Annotated in this window: 27 protein-coding genes and 1 riboswitch; of the genes, 17 read left to right on the forward strand and 10 right to left on the reverse strand. The window is 45.0% G+C overall.

The features are described 5' to 3' along the window. From R8N47_RS10460 to R8N47_RS10470, 3 genes are all read left to right on the forward strand, one after another. The coding region (locus tag R8N47_RS10460) for a methyl-accepting chemotaxis protein (RefSeq protein ID WP_318070330.1) at positions 1-911 on the forward strand (911 nt) is incomplete at its 5' end. Further along, positions 908-1,288, forward strand: coding sequence for a hypothetical protein (locus R8N47_RS10465; protein ID WP_064376666.1), 381 nt, complete (start codon positions 908-910; stop codon positions 1,286-1,288). The genes R8N47_RS10460 and R8N47_RS10465, both read left to right, overlap by 4 nt. Before the next feature lie 457 nt (positions 1,289-1,745). Next, positions 1,746-2,309 (forward strand): hypothetical protein, encoded by a 564-nt coding sequence (locus R8N47_RS10470; RefSeq protein WP_128740536.1) that lies wholly within the window; start codon positions 1,746-1,748, stop codon positions 2,307-2,309. Between the two features lie 173 nt (positions 2,310-2,482). Here the strand turns inward: R8N47_RS10470 and ppa are convergent, their stop codons facing one another. Together ppa and fbp are read right to left on the reverse strand one after the other, a co-directional pair. After that, positions 2,483-3,013, reverse strand: coding sequence for an inorganic diphosphatase (gene ppa / locus R8N47_RS10475; protein WP_064376668.1), 531 nt, complete (start codon positions 3,011-3,013; stop codon positions 2,483-2,485). 127 nt (positions 3,014-3,140) lie between these two features. Beyond that, entirely contained in the window at positions 3,141-4,157 is a 1,017-nt protein-coding gene (fbp, locus tag R8N47_RS10480) for a class 1 fructose-bisphosphatase (protein ID WP_104975822.1), read from the reverse strand. Between the two features lie 312 nt (positions 4,158-4,469). Here fbp and mpl point away from each other — a divergent pair, with 312 nt between their 5' ends. The 5 genes from mpl (at position 4,470) to thiQ (ending at position 10,043) form a co-directional block, all read left to right on the forward strand. Next, positions 4,470-5,828, forward strand: a complete 1,359-nt coding sequence (mpl, locus tag R8N47_RS10485; RefSeq protein ID WP_104975823.1) for a UDP-N-acetylmuramate:L-alanyl-gamma-D-glutamyl-meso-diaminopimelate ligase — start codon at positions 4,470-4,472, stop codon at positions 5,826-5,828. Between the two features lie 5 nt (positions 5,829-5,833). Beyond that, the gene (locus R8N47_RS10490; RefSeq protein WP_033906022.1) at positions 5,834-6,472 is read left to right on the forward strand and encodes a flavin prenyltransferase UbiX; all 639 of its coding nucleotides are present in this window, start codon (positions 5,834-5,836) and stop codon (positions 6,470-6,472) included. Between the two features lie 37 nt (positions 6,473-6,509). Continuing rightward, positions 6,510-6,646: riboswitch (TPP riboswitch) on the forward strand. Positions 6,647-6,718: 72 nt separating this feature from the next. After that, on the forward strand, positions 6,719-7,711 hold the full coding sequence (gene thiB / locus R8N47_RS10495; protein WP_047101920.1) for a thiamine ABC transporter substrate binding subunit: 993 nt from the start codon (positions 6,719-6,721) through the stop codon (positions 7,709-7,711). Positions 7,712-7,752: 41 nt separating this feature from the next. Then, positions 7,753-9,339, forward strand: coding sequence for a thiamine/thiamine pyrophosphate ABC transporter permease ThiP (gene thiP / locus R8N47_RS10500; protein ID WP_017820277.1), 1,587 nt, complete (start codon positions 7,753-7,755; stop codon positions 9,337-9,339). Next, complete coding sequence (gene thiQ / locus R8N47_RS10505) at positions 9,339-10,043, forward strand: thiamine ABC transporter ATP-binding protein (protein WP_005379648.1); 705 nt, start codon at positions 9,339-9,341, stop codon at positions 10,041-10,043. The genes thiP and thiQ overlap by 1 nt, the downstream gene beginning before the upstream one ends. An 18-nt stretch (positions 10,044-10,061) precedes the next feature. Here the strand turns inward: thiQ and R8N47_RS10510 are convergent, their stop codons facing one another. Next, complete coding sequence (locus tag R8N47_RS10510) at positions 10,062-11,009, reverse strand: LysR family transcriptional regulator (protein WP_017633458.1); 948 nt, start codon at positions 11,007-11,009, stop codon at positions 10,062-10,064. Positions 11,010-11,101: 92 nt separating this feature from the next. On the opposite strand from R8N47_RS10510, the gene R8N47_RS10515 reads away from it, so the two are divergent. Beyond that, on the forward strand, positions 11,102-12,178 hold the full coding sequence (locus R8N47_RS10515) for an alkene reductase (RefSeq protein ID WP_017633459.1): 1,077 nt from the start codon (positions 11,102-11,104) through the stop codon (positions 12,176-12,178). 63 nt (positions 12,179-12,241) lie between these two features. On the opposite strand, the gene R8N47_RS10520 is transcribed toward R8N47_RS10515, so the two are convergent. From R8N47_RS10520 to argR, 4 genes are all read right to left on the reverse strand, one after another. Continuing rightward, positions 12,242-12,679: a universal stress protein gene (locus R8N47_RS10520; protein ID WP_005379654.1), complete on the reverse strand. Its 438-nt coding sequence runs from the start codon at positions 12,677-12,679 to the stop codon at positions 12,242-12,244. Positions 12,680-12,724: 45 nt separating this feature from the next. Further along, positions 12,725-15,304, reverse strand: coding sequence for a TRAP transporter permease (locus R8N47_RS10525; RefSeq protein WP_017820274.1), 2,580 nt, complete (start codon positions 15,302-15,304; stop codon positions 12,725-12,727). A gap of 291 nt (positions 15,305-15,595) precedes the next feature. Then, entirely contained in the window at positions 15,596-16,564 is a 969-nt protein-coding gene (locus R8N47_RS10530; protein ID WP_064376671.1) for a TAXI family TRAP transporter solute-binding subunit, read from the reverse strand. A 405-nt stretch (positions 16,565-16,969) separates the two neighbouring features. Then, positions 16,970-17,440, reverse strand: coding sequence for a transcriptional regulator ArgR (argR, locus tag R8N47_RS10535; RefSeq protein ID WP_005379659.1), 471 nt, complete (start codon positions 17,438-17,440; stop codon positions 16,970-16,972). Positions 17,441-17,799: 359 nt separating this feature from the next. Between argR and mdh the strand changes: the two genes are divergently transcribed. Both mdh and R8N47_RS10545 read left to right on the forward strand, forming a co-directional pair. Next, on the forward strand, positions 17,800-18,735 hold the full coding sequence (mdh, locus tag R8N47_RS10540; protein WP_318070329.1) for a malate dehydrogenase: 936 nt from the start codon (positions 17,800-17,802) through the stop codon (positions 18,733-18,735). 113 nt (positions 18,736-18,848) lie between these two features. Further along, positions 18,849-19,040 (forward strand): hypothetical protein, encoded by a 192-nt coding sequence (locus R8N47_RS10545; protein WP_005379661.1) that lies wholly within the window; start codon positions 18,849-18,851, stop codon positions 19,038-19,040. 93 nt (positions 19,041-19,133) lie between these two features. Here R8N47_RS10545 and ispB read toward each other — a convergent pair whose 3' ends face one another. After that, positions 19,134-20,105, reverse strand: coding sequence for an octaprenyl diphosphate synthase (gene ispB / locus R8N47_RS10550; protein WP_005383097.1), 972 nt, complete (start codon positions 20,103-20,105; stop codon positions 19,134-19,136). Positions 20,106-20,361: 256 nt separating this feature from the next. On the opposite strand from ispB, the gene rplU reads away from it, so the two are divergent. From rplU to folA, 6 genes are all read left to right on the forward strand, one after another. Then, entirely contained in the window at positions 20,362-20,673 is a 312-nt protein-coding gene (gene rplU, locus R8N47_RS10555) for a 50S ribosomal protein L21 (protein ID WP_005383096.1), read from the forward strand. Positions 20,674-20,693: 20 nt separating this feature from the next. Next, positions 20,694-20,951 (forward strand): 50S ribosomal protein L27, encoded by a 258-nt coding sequence (gene rpmA / locus R8N47_RS10560; protein ID WP_005383095.1) that lies wholly within the window; start codon positions 20,694-20,696, stop codon positions 20,949-20,951. Between the two features lie 212 nt (positions 20,952-21,163). After that, positions 21,164-22,339, forward strand: a complete 1,176-nt coding sequence (cgtA, locus tag R8N47_RS10565) for an Obg family GTPase CgtA (protein WP_005383091.1) — start codon at positions 21,164-21,166, stop codon at positions 22,337-22,339. Between the two features lie 197 nt (positions 22,340-22,536). Further along, positions 22,537-23,337: a threonine/serine exporter family protein gene (locus R8N47_RS10570; protein ID WP_005379664.1), complete on the forward strand. Its 801-nt coding sequence runs from the start codon at positions 22,537-22,539 to the stop codon at positions 23,335-23,337. After that, positions 23,337-23,810, forward strand: coding sequence for a threonine/serine exporter family protein (locus R8N47_RS10575; RefSeq protein ID WP_005379665.1), 474 nt, complete (start codon positions 23,337-23,339; stop codon positions 23,808-23,810). The genes R8N47_RS10570 and R8N47_RS10575 overlap by 1 nt, the downstream gene beginning before the upstream one ends. Positions 23,811-23,819: 9 nt before the next feature. Continuing rightward, positions 23,820-24,302 (forward strand): type 3 dihydrofolate reductase, encoded by a 483-nt coding sequence (folA, locus tag R8N47_RS10580; RefSeq protein ID WP_064376673.1) that lies wholly within the window; start codon positions 23,820-23,822, stop codon positions 24,300-24,302. Positions 24,303-24,374: 72 nt separating this feature from the next. On the opposite strand, the gene apaH is transcribed toward folA, so the two are convergent. Beyond that, positions 24,375-25,181: a bis(5'-nucleosyl)-tetraphosphatase (symmetrical) ApaH gene (gene apaH, locus R8N47_RS10585; RefSeq protein ID WP_064376674.1), complete on the reverse strand. Its 807-nt coding sequence runs from the start codon at positions 25,179-25,181 to the stop codon at positions 24,375-24,377. Positions 25,182-25,196: 15 nt separating this feature from the next. After that, positions 25,197-25,577, reverse strand: coding sequence for a Co2+/Mg2+ efflux protein ApaG (gene apaG, locus R8N47_RS10590; RefSeq protein ID WP_005379668.1), 381 nt, complete (start codon positions 25,575-25,577; stop codon positions 25,197-25,199). Positions 25,578-25,630: the final 53 nt, after the last annotated feature.

Consider the following 25,630-nt stretch of genomic DNA (forward strand, 5'->3'; position numbering starts at 1 on the left):
GCGGCTGCAACCCTGCTTGCTCAAAATCTATTCAAACATGGTTGTGCTTTGGGGAAATTATGAGGGGATCCCTCAGTACTACGCTTGCTATTCTGGCTAGCGACAAACGAACAAAAGTCATTGTTGGAACTTTTATTGCCAATTCAGAACAAGAGCGTTTGGAAATTGAACAAGTTGCTACTGCAGCCGCAGAATTATCCGCTACTGCTCGTGAAGTTGCTGATAATGCTGTTAATGCTGAGCGTGCAAACAGTACTATGAATGAGGCAATACAAGGTGGTGTTGCAGTCCTAGGCCGTGCCCAACAGGTCATAACAGAGATTAATAGTTCTTTGAGTTCGTCATCTGATATTGTCAGTGAGCTTCGTGCTTATAGTGAAGAAATTAACCCTATAGTAGAAATGATTGCTTCAGTATCCGAACAAACCAATTTATTAGCACTTAATGCAGCAATTGAAGCGGCTAGGGCTGGTGAGTATGGGCGCGGCTTTGCTGTTGTAGCAGAAGAGGTCCGCGCGCTCGCTGAAAGGACACAAAAGTCTACGGTTAATATTCAAGAAGTGGTTGCTCGTTTGCAGGTTAAGTCCAATGAGGCTGATGAGGTTATGTCGGTAAATAACAATTTAATTGACGAGTCAATTAAGATTGCCAGTGAACTAGATCATGCATTTAGCAGTATCTCTGAAGAGGTAGAAACACTGACTTCAATTAATGCTATGGTTGCGGCGGCATCCGAAGAGCAATCGACGGTGACTGAGGAGATCTCCATGCGTATTAACGAGATTAATCGTGGGCTTGAAGAAAATATTCAGAATGTATATCAAGCTTCAGACGATATGAAAATTAGAGATGTACGTTTGAACGAATTATCAAACCAATTAGCATTTTTTAAAACTAAGGGGCAAGTATGAATATTCATGGTTTAGGGTTAGTTCTAGAATCGATGCTGTCAAATCTGGATTTTGTCGTTGTTGTTGATCTAAAACCAGAAGTCTCACGAATAGGACGTTTAGTATATAAACCTCTTGAATTTCAAGTTGTTAATTTCGAGTATGACCTCGATCATCATTTAGTAAAACTTATCATTTCTAAATTCATACCACTTGCACCTTTAGGTAAAGTTGTCACTAATAGTGAAATAAATGGGGAGAGCATCTTTCTTGGTATGAACTTCTGCACTTTGAGTAATTCACTTGTGCAGATTGATGTAATAGATAAAGGACAGGATCACGTTGAAGATGTTTCTGTTCATTCCTCTTTGTCTTCATTTATTCAAATTGAGGAATAAGAATAAAAAGGAGGGTTAATTCCTCCTTTTAAAACTTGTATTAAACCGAAATTTTATAAAACTTAACCATCAATTAAAATATCATATTCGCTATCTATACTCATTCAATTTATTCATTCCATCTACGGTATAGAGATACCAAACTAGCTTGTACATAAGCCATTATTTGGTGCTTAGCATGAATCTGATTTAAGCATTTTTGATGATCACGGGTATTGGCATGAATTTTATGAACATAACCGATTAGTCTTATTTCTCATTGGAGAATGCGTTAATGTGGATTAAAAATACAGGGTAGTTTTCAGCTAGCCTTTACGATATTTATTGATGAAGAAAAACATGTAAATATGAATATATAGCACCACAAAGTATACATCGCGACTTCTTTTACTTTTACGTAAATAGTCGGTACGCATCGAAGAAATCCTATGATAAATCGCTTGTAAGCAAAATTGCTTTGCTTGCTAACGATGCTTTTGATCCCATGGTGTGGGATTCTTATAACGCAACGAATAGCGTTTCCAAAAAAGCGCTAATGCACATTATTGCTCACTTTGTTGAAACTGCGGGTAGTTCGTTCGCCGATCCGGAATACATAATGCAAGCAGTCAGTGCTTGCAGGGCAGGACAAAACTTAAACATTGAATTCCCGTCATTGTTTACAAGCAAATTCGGACAATTGTTTGCTGAAATGCATTCTCAAAGATACGGACATCGAACGGATAGTAACTTTGACGATGAATTTCCATTGACTCTATCTACGGAAGAAGTTTTTTTACCAAATGTTCGTGGCTACCGTTTAAGCTTAAACCTACAACATCTTCAAAAATACCAAGCATCAAGAAAATCAGGTCAAGTAGTCTTGCAAGGTGCTTTTTTTAACGGCTCAGTATTTAAACTATTAATTGCTGTTAGATCGTTTTCTGGCGGCGATACTCTTAGTTATAAATTTAAAGCTAAGCGCTGTCAGTTAACTCATAAGATTAACGGCTTAAATGCTTACTTTGATGTGACATCATGATTTTTATATATACCAGTTCAACTTGAAGATGCCAGTTCCAAAACCTGAAAAGTATCCGTAATTCTGGATGAGAGTGCTCCTGAAACATCTGGTGGCGTCATATCTAAAAAACGGCCCTTATCAAGGACCGCTCGTATGAGTTAGCCTTTGTAATTTTTTAGCATCAGGAGCGCTTATTTATTTTGAGCTCGTTCGTAAGATTCTAGGATTTCAGCTTTGGCGGCAGCAACATCTGCCCAACCATCCACTTTCACCCATTTGCCTGCTTCAAGCTCTTTGTAACGCTCAAAGAATTGCGTGATCTGCGCTTTCAGTAGTTCTGGGATATCGTCCACATCTTGGATGTGCTCGTACTCTTTCGAGATTTTTGAGTGGGGAACCGCAAACACTTTTGCATCTTCACCCGATTCATCTGTCATCTTCAAAACGCCAACAGGACGGCAGCGAATGACTGAACCTGGCATGAGTGGGTATGGTGTTGGTACCAATACGTCGACTGGGTCGCCATCAAGAGACAGGGTATTGTTCACGTAGCCATAGTTGCATGGGTAGAACATTGGTGCAGACATGAAACGGTCGACAAATACAGCACCAGAGTCTTTATCTACTTCGTACTTGATTGGATCTGCATTTGCAGGAATTTCGATAACGACATAGATATCTTCAGGCAGCGACTTGCCTGCTGGTACATGGTTTAAGCTCATTAGAATATTCCTTTTCATTAACGATGAGTCACACAAAAGCGGCTTCATCTGATGATAAATTCGCGTTTCACTTTAGCGACAAAAACGCGGCAGGTAAACACCTGCCGCGTTGGACAAAGGTCTGAAATTATTTTTCGTCGCGGTGCAGTTCAAGGAACTCTTCAACTTTGCGAACCATGTTCTTCGAACCCACAAAGAAAGGTACACGCTGGTGCAACTCAGTAGGCTTGATGTCCATAATGCGATTCACGCCGTCCGATGCAATGCCGCCAGCTTGCTCAATGAGGAATGCCATAGGGTTACATTCGTAAAGCAGGCGTAGCTTGCCTTGTGGGTGGCTTTGTGTGCTTGGGTAAAGGTAGATACCACCTTTCAGTAGGTTGCGGTGGAAATCAGCAACCAGCGAGCCAATGTAGCGAGAAGTGTATGGGCGACCGTCTTCTGGCACGTTTTCTTGGCAGTACTTGATGTACTTCTTCACCCCTTGAGGGAAACGAATGTAATTACCTTCGTTGATGGAGTAGATCTTACCATCATCAGGAATCATCATGTTTTCATGAGAAAGACAGAAGCTGCCGATAGATGGGTCGTAAGTAAAGCCGTTTACGCCGTTACCAGTTGTGTATACCAACATGGTGGAGGAGCCGTAAATTACGTAGCCCGCAGCCACTTGTTTGTGACCAGGTTGTAGGAAGTCTTCTTCAGTTGGTGGAGTACCGATTGGAGAAACACGACGGTAAATCGAGAAGATAGTACCAACAGAGACGTTCACATCGATGTTAGAAGAACCATCAAGTGGGTCCATCAGTACTACATATTTGGCGTTTTGGTTGAGTTCTTTATTGAACGCAACTGCTTCGTCTTCTTCTTCACTGGCAACGCCACACACTTGATCACGAGCTTCAAGCGCGGCTTTGAACTTATCGTTCGCGTAAACATCGAGCTTTTGCTGATCTTCACCTTGGACATTTTCCGTGCCTACAGCACCAGTGATATCACCGAGACCCGCTGCGTTGATTTCGCGGTTAACGATTTTTGCAGCTAAACGAATGGAGGCTAAAAGGGATGATAGATCACCGCTAGCGTGGGGGAAATCCGCTTGTTTTTCGACAATGAACTCGCCTAGGGTGCGCAGTCCTGACATGGTTAATCCTTACATTTTCATTTCATTGGGGGTAGTGCGCAAGTGAGCATCTCTTTATGGATGTTAAACGATTGCGCTGGATGTAAGTTTAAGTCGCAGATCTTTTTAATGGTAATGAAGTAACTGTTTGAGATCTCAATTTATTTGTAGACTTGTTTGAGGGATTCATCAGTAAGCAAGAGGTTGTACAGTCTGTGTTCAACCTTGTCATATTTGTGAAAGGGACTGCAAGAAGAAGGCTAAAGTCACTCGCTTTTCAGGCGGTAATCGCGATAATGAAAGCATTAAAAAACGCATTACAAGGTTTAGTTTATGCACATTCATATCTTGGGTATCTGTGGCACATTTATGGGCGGCGCAGCGATTCTAGCGCGCCAATTAGGACATAAAGTCACTGGTTCTGATGCCAACGTTTATCCGCCAATGAGCACACTGCTTGAGTCTCAAGGTATTGAAATTATTGAAGGCTTTGACCCGTCTCAACTCGACCCTCAACCAGATCTTGTGGTGATTGGTAATGCGATGAGCCGTGGCAACCCTTGTGTCGAGCATGTGCTCAACACTAACATGCGTTACACCTCTGGCCCGCAGTGGCTCAACGAGTTTTTGCTGCATGATCGTTGGGTATTGGCGGTATCGGGTACACATGGGAAAACGACCACGTCGAGCATGCTTGCTTGGATACTTGAAGATTGTGGTTATCAACCGGGTTTCTTAGTCGGTGGGGTACTCGGTAACTTCGGAGTGTCTGCTCGTTTGGGTGAAAGTATGTTTTTTGTCGTTGAAGCGGACGAATATGACAGTGCTTTTTTCGATAAGCGTTCTAAGTTTGTGCATTACCATCCTCGCACTTTAATCATGAATAACCTTGAGTTTGATCATGCTGATATCTTCGATGATCTAGAAGCGATCAAGCGCCAATTCCATCATTTAGTGCGAACTGTACCGGGCAATGGATTGATCTTAGCGCCGAGAAAAGATCAGGCGTTAGCGGATGTATTAGAGCGTGGCTGCTGGACTGAAAAACAGTTCTCTGGTGAGAATGGTGACTGGCAAGCGCACAAATTAGTGCTTGATGGCTCAAAATTTGACGTTGCGTTGCAAGGCGAGAAGGTTGGTACCGTCGAATGGAATTTGGTGGGTGACCACAATGTGGATAATGCGCTGATGGCAATCGCTGCTGCACGACATGTTGGAGTCACTCCGGATCTTGCTTGCCAGGCATTAGGGCGTTTCATCAATACCAAGCGCCGTTTAGAGCTGAAAGGTGAAGAACAAGGTGTGACGGTTTACGATGATTTTGCGCATCACCCAACGGCAATTGAACTTACTGTCGGTGGTTTGCGTAACAAGGTAGGTGAAAAACGCATCCTTGCTGTGTTAGAGCCGCGGTCTGCCACCATGAAGCGTGGTGTACACAACAACACACTTGCAGAGTCACTACACAGTGCAGATGAAGTCTTCTTGTTCCAGCCAGATAATATCGAGTGGTCTGTGCAAGACATTGCCGACCAATGCAAACAGCCAGCGTTTGTCGATGCCGATATAGATAACTTTGTAGCCAAGATCGTCGAACGTGCGCGACCAGGTGACCAAATTCTAGTCATGAGTAACGGTGGCTTTGGTGGTATTCACGGAAAACTTCTTGAGCAGTTAAAACAAAAAGCCTGATTGATATGCAAAACAAAACACAACCCTCTCACAAAAAAGCCATCACGTTGGCATTAACGGGTGCTTCTGGTGCTCCCTACGGCCTTCGTCTTTTAGAATGCTTGGTTGCGGCGGATTATCATGTCTACGTTCTGATTTCTTCGGCGGCTCGTGTTGTGATGGCAACCGAGCATAATCTTAAGCTACCAAGTGGCCCAGAAGCGGCGCAGCAAGCATTAGTAGAGCACCTGAACTGCAATCCCGATAACATCACCGTTTGCGGTAAAGATGACTGGTTCTCACCGGTTGCGTCTGGTTCTGCTGCACCAAAGCAAATGGTGGTTTGCCCATGTTCTGCGGGAAGCGTTGCAGCGATTGCGCATGGTATGTCAGATAACTTGATCGAGCGGGCCGCTGATGTGGTAATGAAAGAGCGCGGGCAGCTGTTGCTCGTGGTTCGCGAAACACCATTTTCAACGCTACATCTGGAGAACATGCACAAACTGTCGCAAATGGGCGTCACCATCATGCCAGCAGCTCCAGGCTTCTATCATCAGCCAAAGAGTATTGAAGACTTAGTGGATTTTATGGTGGCGAGAATTCTTGACCACTTAGGTATTGAGCAAGGTTTGGTGCCTCGTTGGGGTTATGACCAGCGCTCGTGAGCTGATTGTGTAACCACTCAAATACCTTTACAATCCATCCAACTCATCGGGGAGCAAACCCATTTAGCATTGAGTCAATCAATGCATTGGGGCGCTGAGACCTAAGTGTTTAACTAGGGACCCGTATTACCTGAACCAGATAATGCTGGCGTAGGAATTGAGTCTGGATATTGGAAGTCCTTAATAGCCGCCTCAAACCCTGTGCCGCTCAACTTATTTCTCTGAAATACTCATGGAGAGCGAGCAGTGAAACCCACTCTAAATCTGATTGCCCTAGCTGCAATCACCTCTACTTCAGCGTTTGCCGCTGAAAACACATTAACCATCTATACCTACGACTCTTTTGCCGCAGATTGGGGGCCGGGTCCTAAAATCGAGCAAGCTTTTGAAGCAAAATGTGGCTGTGACGTTAACTTCGTAGCGTTGGACGATGGTGTGTCGATTCTGAATCGTCTTCGTCTTGAAGGCGGTAATAGCAAAGCGGACATCGTATTAGGTTTGGATAACAATCTGATGGCAGAAGCGAAGAAAACCGATCTGCTTGCCGAGCACAATGTGGATACGGCTAACACAGTGTTACCAAACGGTTGGAGTGACACGACGTTTGTACCGTACGATTACGGCTACTTCGCGTTTGTGTACAACAAAGAGAAACTGGCTAATCCGCCGAAAAGCATGAAAGAGCTGGTGGAAACGCGCAACGATCTGAAAGTGATTTACCAAGATCCGCGGACTTCAACGCCGGGCCAAGGCTTAATGCTATGGATGAAATCTATTTATGGCGACGATGTGACGCAAGCGTGGCAGAAGCTAGCGAGCAAAACCGTAACGGTCACGAAAGGTTGGTCTGAGGCGTATTCTATGTTCCTCAATGGTGAGTCCGATTTAGTGCTTTCTTACACCACTTCACCTGCGTACCACTTAATTGCGGAAAACGATTCGAAGTTTGCTACGGCGAATTTTGCTGAAGGCCACTACATGCAAGTTGAAGTAGCCGCTAAAGTGAAAGGGGCAAAAAATTCAGAACTTGCTGATCAATTTATGAGTTTCATTTTAAGTGATGAGTTCCAATCGGCGATGCCAACGGGTAACTGGATGTACCCAGTCACTGACGTTGAGTTACCTAAAGGTTTTGAAACTTTGAGTGTTCCAAGCAAGTCGTTGAGCTTTAGTGCTGATGAAGTGGCAAAAATGCGTAAGTCTTGGATTCGCGAATGGCAAAGCGCATTGACGTTTTAGCTGACGTTTCCATCCTCATCTGAATGAGATAGGTTTTACCTTTGAATTCTGTTCCAAAAATAGGTTTAGGGGTCGCGATGATCATCGCGACCTTTGTTATTTCTGCCCTAGGTGCTTTGATTGTTCAAGCCCCTTCACTTGATGTGTCTGTGGTATGGGGCGACCCGTACTATCAACATGTCACCAAGTTCAGTTTCTACCAAGCGTTTCTTTCCACATTGCTCAGTGTTGGCTTTGCCATTCCAGTAGCGCACGCACTTTCGCGTCGCCAATTTATTGGTAAATCATTACTGCTTAAGCTGTTTGCATCGACACTGGTTTTGCCGGTTTTGGTTGGTGTTTTTGGGCTGTTAGCGATTTATGGCAACAGTGGTTTGTTGGCGCAGTGGTTGCAAAGTTTCGACACTAAACTGCCATTCTCTATTTACGGTTTGAACGGCATTTTACTCGCCCATGTGTTCTTTAATTTACCTTACGCGGCACGATTGCTTCTGCAAGCCTTGGAGTCTATTCCTGCCGAGCAGCATAAGCTTTGCGCGCATCTTGGGATGAGCCATTGGGATAAGTTTCGCTGGGTAGAATGGCCGCGTTTAAGGCAGCAGCTTCCCCACGTTTGTGGGTTGGTGTTTATGTTGTGCTTTACCAGTTTTGCCACTGTAATGGCGTTGGGGGGCGGGCCAAAATCCACCACCATTGAATTGGCCATTTACCAAGCGATTAAGTTTGATTTTGATTTACAAGCTGGGGCGTTATTGGCGCTGTGGCAGATGCTGTTATGTGGACTGCTTGCTATTGGAGTGCAGAAGTTAACAAGGCCTGTTTCTATCAGTGCTGGAAGCACATCGGTACAGCAATATTTAACGAAGGATCATGGGTGGTCAAAAGCTTGGGATAGCTTTTGGATCATAGGTGCCTTTTTACTGGTAATACCGCCGTTATTGATGGTGTTACTGAGTGGCATCAACCAACAAGTTTGGACAGTATTAACCGATGAGCGTTTTTGGTCTGCGCTATTGAACTCCCTCAAAGTCGCCTGTGTCGCTAGCGCGCTTGCGGTCGCTGCAGGGGTGTCCATACTATTGACCAGTCGCCGTTGGCGGTTGCAGTACAAAAACACGCGAGCCGATCAGATTGAGTTAATCGGCACCGTTATTTTGGTGACTCCAGGTCTGGTGATTAGCACCGGTTTATTCTTACTACTGCGCGCATTTACCGATGTTTTTAGCTTGGCATTTTTTGTCGTGATTTTGGTGAACGGTTTGATGGCTTTGCCTTACGTGATCAAAACGCTAGCGCAGCCAATGCTGCACATTGAACAACAGTATCAGTATGTATGTGCCAGCTTAGGCATGCGTGGCTGGCAACGGTTTAAAGTGGTGGAGTGGCAGGCGCTACGCAAGCCGTTTGCACATGCGTTTGCGATCAGCTTTATGTTTGCAATAGGGGATTTAAGTGCCATCGCACTGTTTGGTGGACAAGAGTTCCGCACTTTACCTCTGTATTTATTCCAGCTGCTTGGCAGCTATCAGATGGACGCGGCTGCGGTGGTATCGGTGACCTTATTGTTGTTGAGTGTGGGCTGTTTTGCCTTGATTGAGAAAGTATTGAAAACGAAGGAGAGAGCGTAATGTTAGTGTTGGATGATGTGCAGTACACCTACCAACGTGAACTGTTTCGTTTTGACTTAACGATTGAGCAAGGACAGATTGTGTCGCTGATGGGACCAAGTGGGGCAGGGAAGTCAACCTTGCTGGCGTTGGTGGCAGGATTCATCCATCCTGACCGTGGTGATATTTGTGTTGATGGTGAGTCCATTGTGCGTAAAGAGCCTTATCTGCGTCCGTTCTCTATGTTGTTCCAAGAGCACAATTTGTTTGCTCACTTATCGGTGCGTGACAACATCGGTTTGGGCTTACACCCAGGGCTAAAGCTTACGGTGGACCAAAATCGTCAGATTGAACAAGCCGCGCAGCAAGTTGGTGTTGCAGAGTACCTCGACCGTTTGCCAGAGCATCTTTCTGGTGGCCAGCGTCAACGTGTTGCCTTAGCGCGTTGTTTTGTTCAGCCTCATCCCATGTGGCTATTGGATGAGCCGTTCTCGGCGCTTGATCCGGTGTTGCGTGAAGAGATGCTGAGCTTGGTAAAAAAACTCGCAGCAGAGCGGGGAATAACTGTATTGATGGTCACGCACCATTTAAGCGATGCCAAAGCGATTGCCAGCCACTTTGTGTTTGTGGCAGATGGTAAAGTGGAAGCCGCGGGTGATATGTCTGCATTGAGTGAACAGCATGCTAGTGAGAAGCTTGCGGCATTTATCCGAGCAGCATGCTAGTGCCTGATAGTTGCTAGGTTATGCTTCTCCGCAACACAAACCATGCCGAGGGCCAAATTCAAATTGAGATCTTAAGCTCATGATATGGTCAATCATTGCTTGTACACGCCGTGGGCGGTTTGCTCCAGGACGATACACTAAATAAATAGGCATTGGTACCGTGTGCCATTGCGGTAACACTCTGACTAAGGTGCCACTTTCTAGCTCTTGCGTCATGTTCTGCACAGGTAAGTTCGCGATGCCTAGTCCTTTAAGTGCGCCTTTCAATATTGCTTCTACAGTTGTACTTGAGAAGTTACTGGTTATTGAAACATTGACGGTATTATCGTGTGAGATCAGCGTCCAAGGTCCTATTTCTGAAACATATTGATACCTCAAACAGTTATGTTTTGTCAGGTCTTCTGGCGTTTCAGGTACGCCGAACTCAGCTAAATACTCAGGGCTAGCAGCCAGGACTCGAGTGGTATAGCCTAATTTTTTCGCGATTAATCGATCATCAACTATCTGACCGACTCGAATTGCCATATCAAAGCCGTGTGAAAACAGATCAACAAAATCGTTCGATGCTTCTAACGCAATTTGTACTTTTGCCCATTGTTTTAAAAATGGCAAAAAGATGTGCTCCGCCATATACGCATCCAACGCTGGTGGCGCGGAAATACGCAGCCGGCCTTGGATCTGTTGTTCCATCTCCTGAACGTCATGGCCAATTGAGTGGAATTCCTCAACTAAGCTTGCAGCACGCTCTAAAACCATTTGGCCAGCTTCGGTGATCACTAACTTTCGGGTTGTGCGCTCTAGCAGTTTGGCTTCAAAGTGTTGTTCGAGTTTGGTTATGGCTTTGCTAACAGTAGATTTTGGTAGGTTTAACTCCAGCGCGCACTTGGTTAAGCTCAGTAGTCGACAGCTTGTGACAAAGATAGAAAGCGTTCTAAAGTCAATTGTTTCTAAATTGCGAACAATCACTTTCAATTATCCATATTGTTTCAATATTAATCTGATTATAGTCTGGCACCTCATCCTTAGCCATCAAGTTATTGTCATTTGAGGTAAACACCATGTCCAACGCTGTAGACTTATTTTCTCCTATCGAACTCGGTCAATTAGCATTAGATAACCGTGCCATTATGGCGCCTTTAACGCGAGCTCGTGCTGGCGCAGACCATATTCCTAATGACCTTATGGTTGAATACTACGCTCAACGTGCGAGTGCCGGACTTATCATTGCTGAATGCACCATGGTGATGGAAGGTACGTCTGCTTTCATGGCAGAGCCGGGCATTTACAACGAAGAGCAAATCGCAGCTTGGAAAAAGGTAACGGATGCGGTTCATGAGAGAGGCGGTAAGATTGTACTGCAAATTTGGCATGCGGGACGAGCTTGTCATCCTGATCTGAATGAAGGAAAAACACCTGTAGCGGCGAGCGCATTGGCCATTCGTGATGAATTAGTTCATACCCCTTCGGGTAAGCAAGCATATACGGTACCACGAGCACTCGAAGTGGATGAGATAGCTTCCATTGTTGCGGCGTTTAAACAAGGTGCAGAAAACGCCAAGAAAGCCGGCTTTGATGGGGTCGAGATACATGGCGCCAATGGTTATCTTATTGATAACTTCCTTCGTGACGGTTCAAATTTACGTACCGATGAATACGGTGGCTCGGTTGAAAATCGTGCTCGATTTTTACTTGAGATAGTGAAAGAAGTCGTTGAGGTGTGGGGACCTGGAAGAGTCGGTCTGCGCACATCTCCGCTAAATGGATTTAATGACATGAAAGACAGTGATCCAGTTGGCTTGGTGCGTTACTTAGCAGAGCAACTTAATTCTTTCGATCTTGCTTATTGGCACGTGATGCGTGCGGATCTGAAAGGCGTACAAAAAGCAGATGTTCTCAAGCCAGCACGCGAAAACTATAAAGGTCACTTAATGGCGAACGTGGGCTACAGTGCACAAGAAGCGGCAACAGCAATTGCAGAAAACAAAGTGGATGTGGTCGCATTTGGCGTTCCCTTTATCGCAAACCCAGATTTAGTTGAGCGATTTAAGAAAAATGCACCTCTTAATGAGGCGAAACCAGAACACTTTTATTTGGGTGGAGCAGAAGGTTATACCGATTACCCAGTGATGGTATAACCCTTACTTGTTTAATATAAAAAGGACGCTAATGTTAGCGTCCTTTTTCGTTTCTGTATTTACTTAGCCTTGCGGTTTTACGACCATCACATTGATTGGAGAATATTCCACAACCTTACTCGCGACGGAGCCAAGCATTACTTTATTGATTTTAGAGCGCTTGTGACTTGGCATAATGATGAGATCAGCGCCTAAGCGTTCTGCATAATCAAGAATGGTCGCGTAGGCCTTGCCTTCAGCAACATGCACTTGGTAAACCACATCTTCAGCAATATGCTCATTAGCGAAAGTTTTTAGTTGCTGCTTCACGTCTTGCTTCATTTTGGCCGCAGCATCTTTCGGAAAGTATGTGGCAACCATCGACATGTGAATACCAGGTAGTACCGTCAGAAGATGGATTTGAGCATTTGCTTGCTTTGCCTGCCAAACCGCTAGTTCAACCGCTCGGTCTGAAAAGCCTTGGTCATTTAGATCAACCGGAACAAGAATTTGTTTGTACATTCAATGTCTCTCATTAAGGCCCCTTTATCCTCGGGGCCAAATCGGTTATGCGCTCAATTGTTCCTTACGAGCACGACGTTTTTGGTTCATTGCAAGCACCAGCAAAATCATTAAGCATGGTACAAACACCCACTCTTTCATCGGACGGTCTGCATCCTGGATAACCCACTTGATTTCCCAATCAAAGTCGATACCTGCGGACTCTGCTGGACTACCAAATTCAACCATATCGACAATCATTTTGTTGTCACTTTCGGTCAGCATCAGACCCATAGATGAAATACGTGCGTCTGCTGTTGTCGCACTGTCTTCGAATGGAAGACGAACCGTTTTCTCAATGTAGTCGCCCTCAAGGTTTTCACCGGCAACACGTAACTCCAATGATTCTCCTACATTTAGTGTTTCCGTGATTTGAGCTACCTCAACGCCAGGAGAAAGAACTTTCGCTGGGTACAGCATGTCCCACCAAAAACCTGGACGGAAAAACGAAAACGTCAGTACTAATAATAGGACTGTTTCCCACCACTTGTTACGCGTGAACCACCACCCTTGAGTTGCCGCAGAGAATATCAGCATTGCAATGATCGATGAGATGACCGTGAGTGCCAAATGCCACCAAGAGTCGATCCCCATTAACAATAACTGGGTATTGAACACAAACATGAACGGCAAAATAGCGGTTCGAATATCGTAAGTAAAACCTTGGATACCGGTACGAATTGGATCTGATTTCGCAATTGCTGCTGCTGCAAAAGCCGCAAGACCTACAGGTGGGGTATCGTCGGCCAAAATACCAAAGTAGAAAACGAACAAGTGCACAGCTATCAACGGAATAATCAAGCCATGCGCTGCGCCGAGCGTAACAATAACCGGCGCCATTAGCGTAGAGACCACGATGTAGTTCGCCGTTGTTGGCAGACCCATCCCCAGAACCAAGCTAATGATGGCGGTAAACAGCAGCATAAGAATGATGCTGCCACCAGAGATAAACTCGACGAAGTCGGTCATCACTAGGCCGATACCCGTTAGTGTAACAACACCAACAACGGTACCCGCTGCCGCGGTTGCAACGCCGATACCAATCATATTGCGCGCACCAGAAACTAAGCTCTCGGCAAGATCGACAAAGCCATCTTTGGTTTGCTGAAGCATGTCACCTTGCTTTGACAGCAGTGCAATCAACGGACGTTGAGTCAGCAAAATGAAAATCATGAACACCGTTGCCCAGAATGCCGAAAGACCTGGCGAGAAGCGCTCTACAGTCAGACACCAAACCAATACAACGATAGGCAGTAGATAGTGCAAGCCAGACTTAACGGTTGGGCCGGGATCAGGTACTTCTGTTAACTCTGCATCAATCTCAATTGCGCCATCTTGCACGTGATTTGCTGAGACTTTCACCAAGCCAACGTACGCAATTAACAGTGCAACCGTAACAATTGGTGTCGCGGCATCACCAAAGACGTCCTTTGTCCAACCCACTCCGTAGTAAACCAATGCGCTGATCACACACAATCCTAAGATTGTGCCAGTAAAGGACAGCAGACTTTGTACTAGTGTTGGGTTGTGGCGACGAGGAAGGCCTGTCATGCCTGCTTTACACGCTTCAAGGTGAACAATGTAAATTAAAGCAATATAAGAGATTAGCGCTGGAAGTAGGGCGGCTTTAATCACCTCAACGTAGGAGATACCGACGTATTCCACCATCAAAAATGCTGCTGCACCCATGATTGGCGGTGTTAACTGACCATTGGTTGAAGCCGCTACCTCTACCGCACCCGCTTTTGTGCCGGGAAAGCCAACACGCTTCATCAGTGGAATCGTAAAGGTGCCAGTTGTTACTACGTTTGCGATTGAAGAACCAGAAACCAGACCAGATAAACCTGATGCAACAACGGCGGCTTTAGCTGGACCACCTTTCATATGGCCAAGTAACGAGAAGGCAACTTTAATGAAGTAAGCACCAGCACCAGCGCGTTCCAGCATTGCTCCAAACAATACAAACAAGAAGACAAAAGAGGTAGAAACACCTAGCGCAACCCCAAATACGCCTTCTGTTGTTAGCCACAAGTGAGACATGGCCTTGTTCAAGCTTGCCCCTTTGTGCGCGATAACGTCAGGCATGTAAGGGCCTGCAAAGGTGTAAGTAAGGAAAACAGCAGCCACGACCATTAATGGTGGACCAAGTGCTCGGCGTGTTGCTTCTAAAAGGAGGAGCATACCGATAACAGCAACAACGATATCAACCGTTGTCGGTGCGCCTGAGCGTCCTGCTAGCTCGGTATAAAAAAGGTATATATAGGCTGCTGAAAAGCTGCCAGCCAACGCGAGTATCCAATCAACAAGAGGGATATGATCGCGAGGAGAATTCTTCATCGCTGGATAAGCAGTGAAAGCCAAAAAGATCGCGAAAGTAAGGTGGATAGATCGCGCTTCCGTGTCGTTCAGTACGCCAAAATTGAAAATAAATGGTAACGGGGATGCGTACCATAATTGAAATAGTGACCAACACAGAGGAACAAACCAAAGGATTCGTCCTTGCATTCCCGAAGGGCTACGTGCACCTGTGTCTGCCTGAGCCACCATTTCTTGCACATCTTGTGACGGAGCTTGATTCGTCGCCATGTACTTTTTCCTTATTATTGATGGTCCTGTCTGATTTTTATCGAGAACCACACTTCGCCTCTATCAGTGTAGTGAATGGAGCGAAGTTTGCTTTCGAGTATTTTGCTGCCTGAACTCAAAGTGTTGATTGTTGGATACTCTGTTAGGCGGCGTTTAAGTTTTCTTGGGTATGAGCTCGCAGTTTTCAGAAGAAAACTGGCGAATGAAGCATACAGTTAGAACGTGCTACAACCTGTATGCTCAAACAGGCAGAAAATATTCTTTCCTGCCTGTATGTAGAGTCTGAGGAAATTACTTAATTAGACCCATTTCTTTGTAGTATTTTTCTGCACCTGGGTGAAGAGGAACAGAAAGACCAGCTTTCACCATGTCTTCTTTCTTCAAGTTTGCGAATGCAGGGTGTAGACGTTTGAAGGTATCAAAGTTTTCAAACACAGCTTTTGCCACGTTGTAAGCGACATCGTCTGAAACATCAGAGGTCGTTACCATTGTTGCTGCAACACCAAAGCTGTTTACGTCTTTGTCTGTACCGCGGTACATACCAGCCGGTACTGAGCTAAAGGCGTAGTATGGGTTGTCGGCAACAATTTTATCGATTTTAGGGCCTGTTGCTGAAACTAGCTTCGCATCACATGATGTGGTTGCTTCTTTGATTGAACCGTTCGGGTGGCCGACCATGTAAATGAAGGCGTCAATTTTGTTATCACAAAGTGCCTGAGAGCGTTCAGAGCCTTTTAGCTCAGACGCCAATTTGAAGCTGTCGTTTGTCCAACCCATCGCTTCCATGACAACGCCCATCGTTGCACGGTCACCAGAGCCTGGGTTACCGATGTTGACACGCTTACCTGCTAGGTCTTGGACGTTTTCAATACCTGAATCTGCACGCGCAATGATGTTGAAAGGTTCTGTGTGAAGAGAGAACATTGCGCGTAGCTTCTTGTACGGGCCTTGTTCTTCAAACTTGCTCGTACCGTTGTAGCCGTGGTACTGCCAATCCGATTGCACGATACCAAAATCTAATTCGCCTGCACGGATAGTGTTAACGTTGTAAATTGAGCCACCAGTCGATTCTACTGAACAACGGATGTTGTGGTCTTTACGACCTTTATTTACCAACTTACAGATAGCACCACCAGTTGGGTAGTAAACACCTGTCACAGAGCCAGTACCGATGGTAATAAACTCTTGAGCGTTAACTGCGCCTGCGCCCATTACGGCTGCAGCGATAGCGCCTACTTTGAGAAGTTTGTTAAATGCCATGAATTTCCCTTCCTTATATTCATTATTTACCCGGAAATAACCATAAATCACTTCTGGAGTTTCCTATTTGGAAACGGCACCTTTTTCAATCCAATCGTTTGAAAAAGCGAGCGAATCATAACAAAAAATTGGCAGAAAATTATCCAATTGTTAAATGTTATAGTTGATAAGTCTGAATTTTGTATCAGGAGATAGGATTCAATTTGTGATTTAATTCTTTTTATAACAATTACTTAATTAACGTTTAGTGACTGAAATGAAAAAGATCAATTGCGTGATGTTAATCACAAAATGGGTGGTTAAAGAATGAGCGGAGTAAGCAAAAAATTTACATAAATTATGGGCTACAAAATGAGACTTCTTTTATAACCCACAATGAGTTAGCTGATTGAAGCTTTATAGAACTTAACCAGTATATTCGAACAGCTCGCACACTGATTTGAAGAGTTGCTCAGTCGTAATTGCCATGGTTGGCGTAATGAAAATGGTATCGTCACCCGCGACAACGCCAAGAATACCTTCGGATTTACCGAGTGAATCAAGCAAGCGAGCAATCAACTGTGCTGCACCTGGGCCGGTGTGAATTACCACTAACGCTGCGTTACGATCGATGTCTAGTACCAGTTCACGCAGAGAGCTGCTGACTGTTGGGACACCTAGCTCAGCAGGAAGACAGTAAACCATTTCCATTTTTGCATTGCGCGTACGGACGGCGCCAAATTTAGTCAGCATACGTGAGACTTTAGATTGGTTGATACTCTCAAACCCTTGCTGTTTGAGTGCGTCAACAATCTCGCCCTGTGAGCCAAAGCTTTCTTCTTTTAACAGGGCTTTAAAGGCGCGAACTAAGTTGTCTTGTTTTTCTGAATTGCGCATAGTCATTACAAATCTCTTATTACGGGTCAGCAATTTTGCATATTCTCGCATATATATTCAGGCGGTGCCAAAGAGTCCCAGGATTATGTTAGATGCGTCACTGTAAACTATATACCACATAGAATTCTTTAGCGCGCTGAAGTAGGGCTGTATCTGTTTTCTTGAATTCCTTGTCATTTCAACAGAATAAAAGAATAATCCAAGCCCCATTTGTAGCACGGTAACAGCGAGTTGCGCGAGGTCGCAAAGCTAGCGTTAATTGATTGTAATCAAGTTGTGATTCCGATAGCTTTATTTAAGTTGGTTACAAACTACCCTACGAATACGTTTATAAGAGAAATACTCTCAAGGAGAACTACATGAAAGTCGCCGTTATTGGTGCCGCTGGTGGCATCGGTCAAGCCCTGGCCCTTCTACTTAAGAACCGTCTTCCTGCTGGTTCTGATCTAGCCCTATATGATATTGCTCCAGTAACTCCTGGTGTGGCCGCTGATCTTAGCCACATCCCTACGCCAGTTTCTATCAAAGGTTACGCTGGTGAAGATCCTACTCCAGCACTAGAAGGCGCGGATGTTGTGCTAATTTCTGCTGGTGTTGCGCGTAAGCCAGGTATGGATCGTGCGGATCTATTTAATGTAAACGCTGGTATCGTTAAATCGCTAGCGGAGAAGATTGCGGTTGTTTGTCCGAAAGCTTGTGTTGGTATCATCACAAACCCTGTAAATACAACAGTGCCAATTGCTGCTGAAGTTCTTAAAAAAGCGGGTGTTTATGATAAGCGTCGTCTATTTGGTGTAACAACGTTGGATGTTATCCGTTCAGAAACGTTTGTTGCTGAGCTAAAAGACAAAGATCCAGGTGACGTTCGCGTGCCAGTAATTGGTGGTCACTCTGGCGTAACGATCTTACCTCTACTGTCTCAAGTAGAAGGTGTTGAGTTTGCAGCTGAAGAAGTAGAAGCATTAACGAAACGTATTCAAAATGCAGGTACTGAAGTTGTAGAAGCGAAAGCGGGTGGTGGTAGTGCAACACTATCAATGGGCCAAGCTGCATGTCGCTTTGGTCTGTCTCTGGTTCGTGCTCTTCAAGGTGAAGAAGGCGTAGTTGAGTGCGCTTACGTTGAAGGCGACGGCGAACACGCGACTTACTTCGCGCAACCTGTGAAACTGGGTAAAGAAGGCGTTGAAGAAGTACTAAGCTACGGCAAACTCAGCGATTACGAAAAGTCTACATTAGACGGTATGCTAGAAACACTAAATGGCGACATCAACATTGGTGTTGAATTCGCAAAGTAATCTAGAAAGCCTATATAAGAAGAAAGCCGATCATTTTGATCGGCTTTTTTGATCCTTGATTTCTCAACTTCGTAAAAATGGTCGAATAAAACCACGTAGTGAAGGAGAAGATGATGGAAGCGAGTCGAATCCGTAAAGGCATGGTTGTTGAGTGCCAACAAGGCGTCGGTACGATATTAGTGGTCGACCATGAAGCAGAGACGGTATTGTTGTCCAAACAAGGGACTGAACAGCAGCTCGCCGTTAGCTTTGATGAAATAGAAGATGATCCACAACTGCATGGCGGTAGTGACAGATATTACTAGCGCCTCCGGCGTCGTCATTAGGTATCAAACGTAAAAAAGGAAGAGCATGCTCTTCCTTTTTGCTATAAGTCTTGCGTTATGGGTAGCTATTGATTACTTCGTGCGTTGTACTGCGACATGAGCCAGAGTAACAAGCGCTTGTTTGTATTCAGACTCTGGCAACACTGATAGTTCTGCGATTGCTTTGTCTGCTTCTTCTAGAGCTTTTTGCGTTGTGTATTCCAGAGAGCCTGCTTCTTTCATGACCGCAAGAATTTCTTCTAAGCGATCCATGCCATTCGCTTTCTCAATCGCTTCACGAATCATGATGGCGTTTTCTGGTGTGGTATTACGCATAGCATGGAGTAGAGGTAAAGTTGGCTTGCCTTCGGCCAAGTCATCACCCACATTTTTACCCATGTCTTCGCCATCAGAAGTGTAATCCATGACGTCATCAATGAGCTGAAACGCAGTGCCTAGATACTTACCGTAATTTTGCATTGCGATTTCCACATGCTCAGGAGCATCATTTAAGATTGCACCGATTTGAGTTGCGGATTCAAATAAGCGCGCAGTCTTAGAGTAGATGACTTGCATGTAGCTTTCTTCTGTCGTGTCAGGGTCGTTACAGTTCATCAACTGCTGTACTTCACCTTCGGCGATCACGTTTACGGCATTGCTCATTAGTTTAAGGATCTTCATGGATCCTAGTTCCGTCATCATCTGAAATGAGCGTGTATAGATAAAGTCCCCAACTAATACGCTAGCCGCATTGCCAAATGCTGCATTCGCAGTGGCTTTACCACGGCGCATGTCTGATTCATCTACCACGTCATCATGCAGCAAAGTCGCTGTATGGATGAACTCAATAAACGCAGCTGCCATTGTATGACCATTGCCTTGGTAACCAAGTGCACGGGCTGACAGTATCGCTAAAAGCGGTCTTAGACGTTTGCCTCCACCACTCACGATATAAAAACCGAGCTGGTTGATTAAAGAGACATCAGAATTAAGTTGGGCTTGAATTGTTTCATTCACTTTTGCCATGTCATCGGCAGTAAGCGCTTGGATAGTTTTAAAATCCATCGTATATCCGGCTGAAGTTAGACCCTGCAAGGCTTATTCGATTTATATAATTGTCGAATAATACACTAAAAAACGTTGATTAATACATTACTAAAGGGCATGATTGCCGCACTTTTCTTTGGCGATTAGCTTTTCGCCAATTTTTTCAAAATATGGCTTGTCATAGGAGCATCTATTCTGTAGAATCTGCGCCCTATTGATGATTAGTTTAGCGCACACCCTCAAGAAAGGCTGTGCGGAAAAAGCGGAGTAAAATATGTACGCTGTTTTCCAATCTGGTGGTAAACAACACCGTGTAAGCGAAGGTCAAACTCTTCGTTTAGAGAAATTAGACGTTGAAACTGGTGCAACTGTAGAATTTGATAAAGTTCTTCTTGTTGCTAACGGCGAAGACATCAAAGTTGGTGCTCCTCTTGTAGAGGGCGGCAAAATTGTTGCTGAAGTTGTGCAACACGGTCGTGGCGATAAAGTTAAAATCGTTAAGTTCCGTCGTCGTAAGCACTCTCGTAAGCAACAGGGTCACCGTCAGTGGTTCACTGAAGTGAAGATCACTGGTATCAACGCTTAATCTATTAGGAGAGTTTAACAATGGCACACAAAAAAGCTGGTGGTTCTACTCGTAACGGCCGCGATTCAGAAAGCAAACGTCTAGGTGTTAAGCGTTTCGGTGGTGAATCTGTACTTGCAGGTAACATCATCGTTCGTCAACGTGGTACTAAGTTCCACGCTGGTAACAACGTAGGTATCGGTAAAGACCACACTCTATTCGCTCTTACTGAAGGTAAAGTGAAGTTCGAAGTGAAAGGTCCTAAGAACCGTAAGTTTGTAAGCATCGAAGCTGAGTAATTAGGTTTTTAACCAAATTACTTAATAGCTTTAAGCTGAATTCAAAAGCCCTGCCGAATCGGCGGGGTTTTTTATTTGTGGCAGTCGACATATCGAAGTTTCTCGCTAAGATCCTAAGCGATTTGAATCTGGGAGCTTAGATCTGTCATCTGCTAAAATTGTCGGATGACATAGTAAGATTTAATCCACGCACGAAGTAGTCGGAGTAAAAGATGAAGTTCGTAGATGAAGCGGTAGTAAAAGTTCAGGCTGGTGATGGCGGTAGTGGCGTTGTCAGTTTCTGGCGTGAAAAATTCATCACTAAAGGTGGCCCTGATGGCGGTGATGGCGGTGACGGTGGTGATGTTTATATCCAAGCCGATGAAAACCTAAATACCCTGATTGATTACCGTTTCCAGCGCTTCTACGAAGCTGAGCGTGGTGAAAACGGTCGCGGTGGTAACTGTACAGGTAAGCGTGGTAAAGACATCGTTCTTCGTGTACCTGTGGGTACGCGCGCTGTGGATATCCACACAAATGAAATCGTGGCGGAAGTTGCTGAACACGGTAAGAAAGTGATGATCGCAAAAGGCGGTTGGCACGGTCTAGGTAACACGCGTTTCAAATCTTCAGTAAACCGCGCGCCTCGTCAGAGAACATTGGGTACAAAAGGTGAAGTACGCGAAATTCGCCTTGAGCTATTGCTTCTTGCTGATGTGGGTATGCTTGGTCTACCTAATGCCGGTAAATCAACCTTTATCCGCGCAGTATCAGCAGCAAAACCGAAAGTCGCTGATTACCCATTCACGACTTTGATCCCAAGCTTGGGTGTTGTAAGTGTCGTACCAGAGAAAAGCTTTGTTGTTGCAGACATCCCTGGTTTGATCGAGGGTGCAGCAGATGGCGCTGGCCTTGGTATTCGATTCTTGAAGCACTTAGAGCGTTGTCGAGTGTTGCTGCACATGATCGATATAATGCCAATTGATCAGTCCGATCCGGTGCAAAATGCATTGACGATTATTGATGAACTAGAACAATACAGCGAGAAACTGGCAAGTAAGCCGCGCTGGTTAGTGTTCAACAAAGTTGATCTAATGCCTGAAGAAGAAGCGAATGAGAAGATCCAAGAAATCTTAGACGCACTAGGTTGGGAAGACGAGTACTTTAAGATCTCGGCGATCAATCGTAACGGTACTAAAGAGCTTTGTTACAAACTGGCTGACTTTATGGATAACCTACCTCGCGAAGAGGAAGAAGTGGCTGAAGAAGATAAAGTTAACTTCATGTGGGATGATTACCATAAAGATGCGATGGCGGGTAAAGACGTTATCACTGAAGATGACGACGACGATTGGGATGACTGGGACGATGAAGAAGATGACGGTCACGTTGTCTACGTTCGTGACTAATCAGAACGGTCAAACAATGCCTGTTTGCCTATAATTCATTAAGCCGCAATTATTTATTGCGGCTTTTTTTGTATCTAAATCATATTTAGGTGATGTGATTTACGGCACAATAACTGATACGTCGTGTTTTTTTTGAGGGTTAGTTTGGCCCTCGCGCGTATGAATGAGTAACACCCTAAAAGGAATTAGACTTATTTATGACTCTAGAAACCATACCGCCTAGAGAGTTGGCGGTATCTACTCAACGATCGATTTCTCGTCTTGTCGCCCAAGCCGGACAAATGCTACTTGCTCATGGTGCTGAAAGTACTCTTGTGAGCGATATTATGCGTCGTATTGGCCTTGCTTGTGGGGTGAATGAAGTTGCGGTAGCACTATCAGCTAATGCATTGGTTGTGACGACGGTAATGGATGGGCATTGCATCACCACCACCCGAAGCTGCGCTGATCGTGGCATCAATATGCGCGTTATTACGCAAATTCAACGAATCTGTATCATGATGGAACGTGGTTTGCTCGATTCAACCATGGCGCAGAAAAAGCTGAACGCTATCAGTCCAGAGCGTTATAACCGCTGGTTGGTGGTGTTTATGATTGGCTTGTCTTGTGCGGCATTCAGTCATCTAGCTGGTGGTGATTGGGGAGTATTCATCATGACCTTTTTAGCTTCAGCTGGTGGCATGATCGTTCGCCAAGAAATTGGTCATCGTCATTTCAACCCTCTATTGAACTTTGCTGCGACCGCTTTTGTGACTACCTTAATTTCAGCACAGGCGGAAATTTACCAAATCGGTAATCTACCTACCGTAGCAATGGCATCGTCGGTATTAATGCTTGTACCTGGTTTCCCACTCATTAACTCTGTCGCAGATATGTTGAAAGGCCACATTAATATGGGCATTGCTCGATTTGTGATGGCTAGTTTACTAACGTTGGCGACATGTTTGGGGATCGTTGCTGCGATGAGTGTAACTGGAATTTGGGGGTGGGCAATCTAATGAGTTTATTTGATTTGATGTTTGGCCTTTTGAATGACATGTTTTTTGCGGCGATTCCCGCCGTAGGATTTGCATTGGTTTTTAACGTGCCACAAAGAGCTTTAGTGTATTGCGCTGTTGGTGGTGCGATTGGTCATGGTAGCCGCTACTTGATGATGCAGTTTGGCATTCCTATTGAGTGGGCAACCTTTTTTGCCGCGACGTTAGTTGGGATGATTGGTGTGTACTGGTCTCACCGTTTTCTCGCGCATCCAAAAGTGTTTACTGTGGCTGCTTTGATCCCGATGGTGCCGGGTGTGTTTGCGTACAAAGCAATGATCGCTATGGTAGAAATCAATCATGTTGGCTACTCACCCGAGCTTGTCGCAACCTGTATGGAAAACTTTCTTAAGGCCATGTTTATTATTGCAGGTTTAGCAGTTGGTCTTGCGGTTCCGGGGCTGTTATTCTATCGCCGCAGACCAATTGTATAAGGACCTAACATGATCATTAGTATGATTGCCGCGATGGCCGACAATCGCATCATTGGCAAAGACAATCAAATGCCTTGGCATCTTCCCGCCGATTTCGCTTGGTTTAAGCGTTGTACCATGGGAAAACCGGTTGTGATGGGACGCAAAACCTATGAGTCTATTGGTCGCCCTTTACCTGGTCGCTTGAATATTGTTATTAGCCGTGATGAGACACTAAAGATCGAAGGTGTCACTACCGTAACATCGATTGAGCAAGCTTTGGACGTGGCTGGTGACGTGGAAGAAGTGATGATCATTGGTGGTGGTGCGATTTACGCATCTTGTCTGCCTATGGCCAATAAACTGTATGTAACACACATTGAAGCGGCCATTGATGGTGATACTCAGTTCCCAGATTGGGGAGACGAGTTTAAGGAAACTTACTCAGAAATGTATCAAGCCGATGAGAAGAACGCCTACAACATGCGTTTTACGGTGTTAGAAAAGCAATAGTCAGAAAAGTCATCGGATATAACAAAAAAGCACCGCGAATGCGGTGCTTTTGTTTATCTAAAGGGCTCATTATTAATGTAGTGCATCCTGAGTAAAAATTTTCTTATCTTCCCAACGGATCATGGTCAGGCTTCCGCCCCAAACGCAGCCAGTATCTAGCCCGATGACTTCGTTGTTCATATAGCCTTGTAGTGCAGCCCAGTGCCCAAAGAGCACCGCTTTGTTTAAGTGGATACGTTTAGGCACATCAAACCATGGAATAAGTTCGTTACCGGAAACTTGTTGCGGTGGCAATTTACAATCCATATCCAAACGACCATCAGGGAAACAAAAGCGCATCCGCGTAAAAGCATTGATAATATAACGGTATCGCTCCAAACCCTGTAGAGAGTCATCCCAGGAATCAGGTTGATTGCTGTACATGTTTTTTAATAGCCAAGGGAGCTTTTCGCTTTGGATGATGCGCTCAACTTCACGGGCACACTTTCTCGCTGTTTTTAGATTCCACTGCGGTGATATGCCAGCGTGACACATCACGAACTCGTCATGCTCGGCCATTAGAGGTTGCTGAGCTAGCCATGTCAGTAGTTCCTCTTTGTCAGGGGCCGTGAAAATAGGTGCGGTTCTATCTTTGTCTTTGACCTTTTTTATCCCGTGAGCCACTGCGAGAAGGTGAAGGTCGTGATTACCAAGCACCACGATTGCGCTTGCGCCAAGTGACTTCACAAAGCGTAACGTTTCTAGTGATTTAGGCCCTCTGGCGACCAAATCACCAGCAAGCCAAAGTTGGTCTTTTTTCGCAGAGAAAGATACTTTTTCTAGTAATCGCTGCAATTCATCAAAACAGCCTTGGATGTCACCAACAATATAGGTAGCCACTGAATCTCCAATTTACTAATTTAAAACATTTGGAACAGCCAAGCGAAATGGTTCGATTTCGGTGATGAACTCTTGCCCTTTCTCATCCAGCATTTTGTAGTGTCCTTGCATAACGCCGACAGGGGTTTCTAACGCGGTTCCGCTACTGTACGTGTATTCATCATTGCTTGGAATAAAGGGCTGCTGGCCTACCACTCCGTCACCTTCAACCGTCATTTGCTTGCCATTCGAGTCTGTGATTAGCCAGCGGCGGCTCACTAACTGTACGGTTTGTTGGCTAAGGTTTTTGATGGTGATGATATAAGCGAAAACGTAGCGTTGTAGCTCTGGGTTGGACTGTTCTTCGATGTATTTGGTGTGAACTTGAATTTTGATGCAAGGTTGAATGACGTCCATGTGCACTCCTCAGAAACGTAATATCCCAATAATAATAAGCCAAACCTACAAGG

The organism is Vibrio sp. 2132-1 (assembly GCF_033344315.1).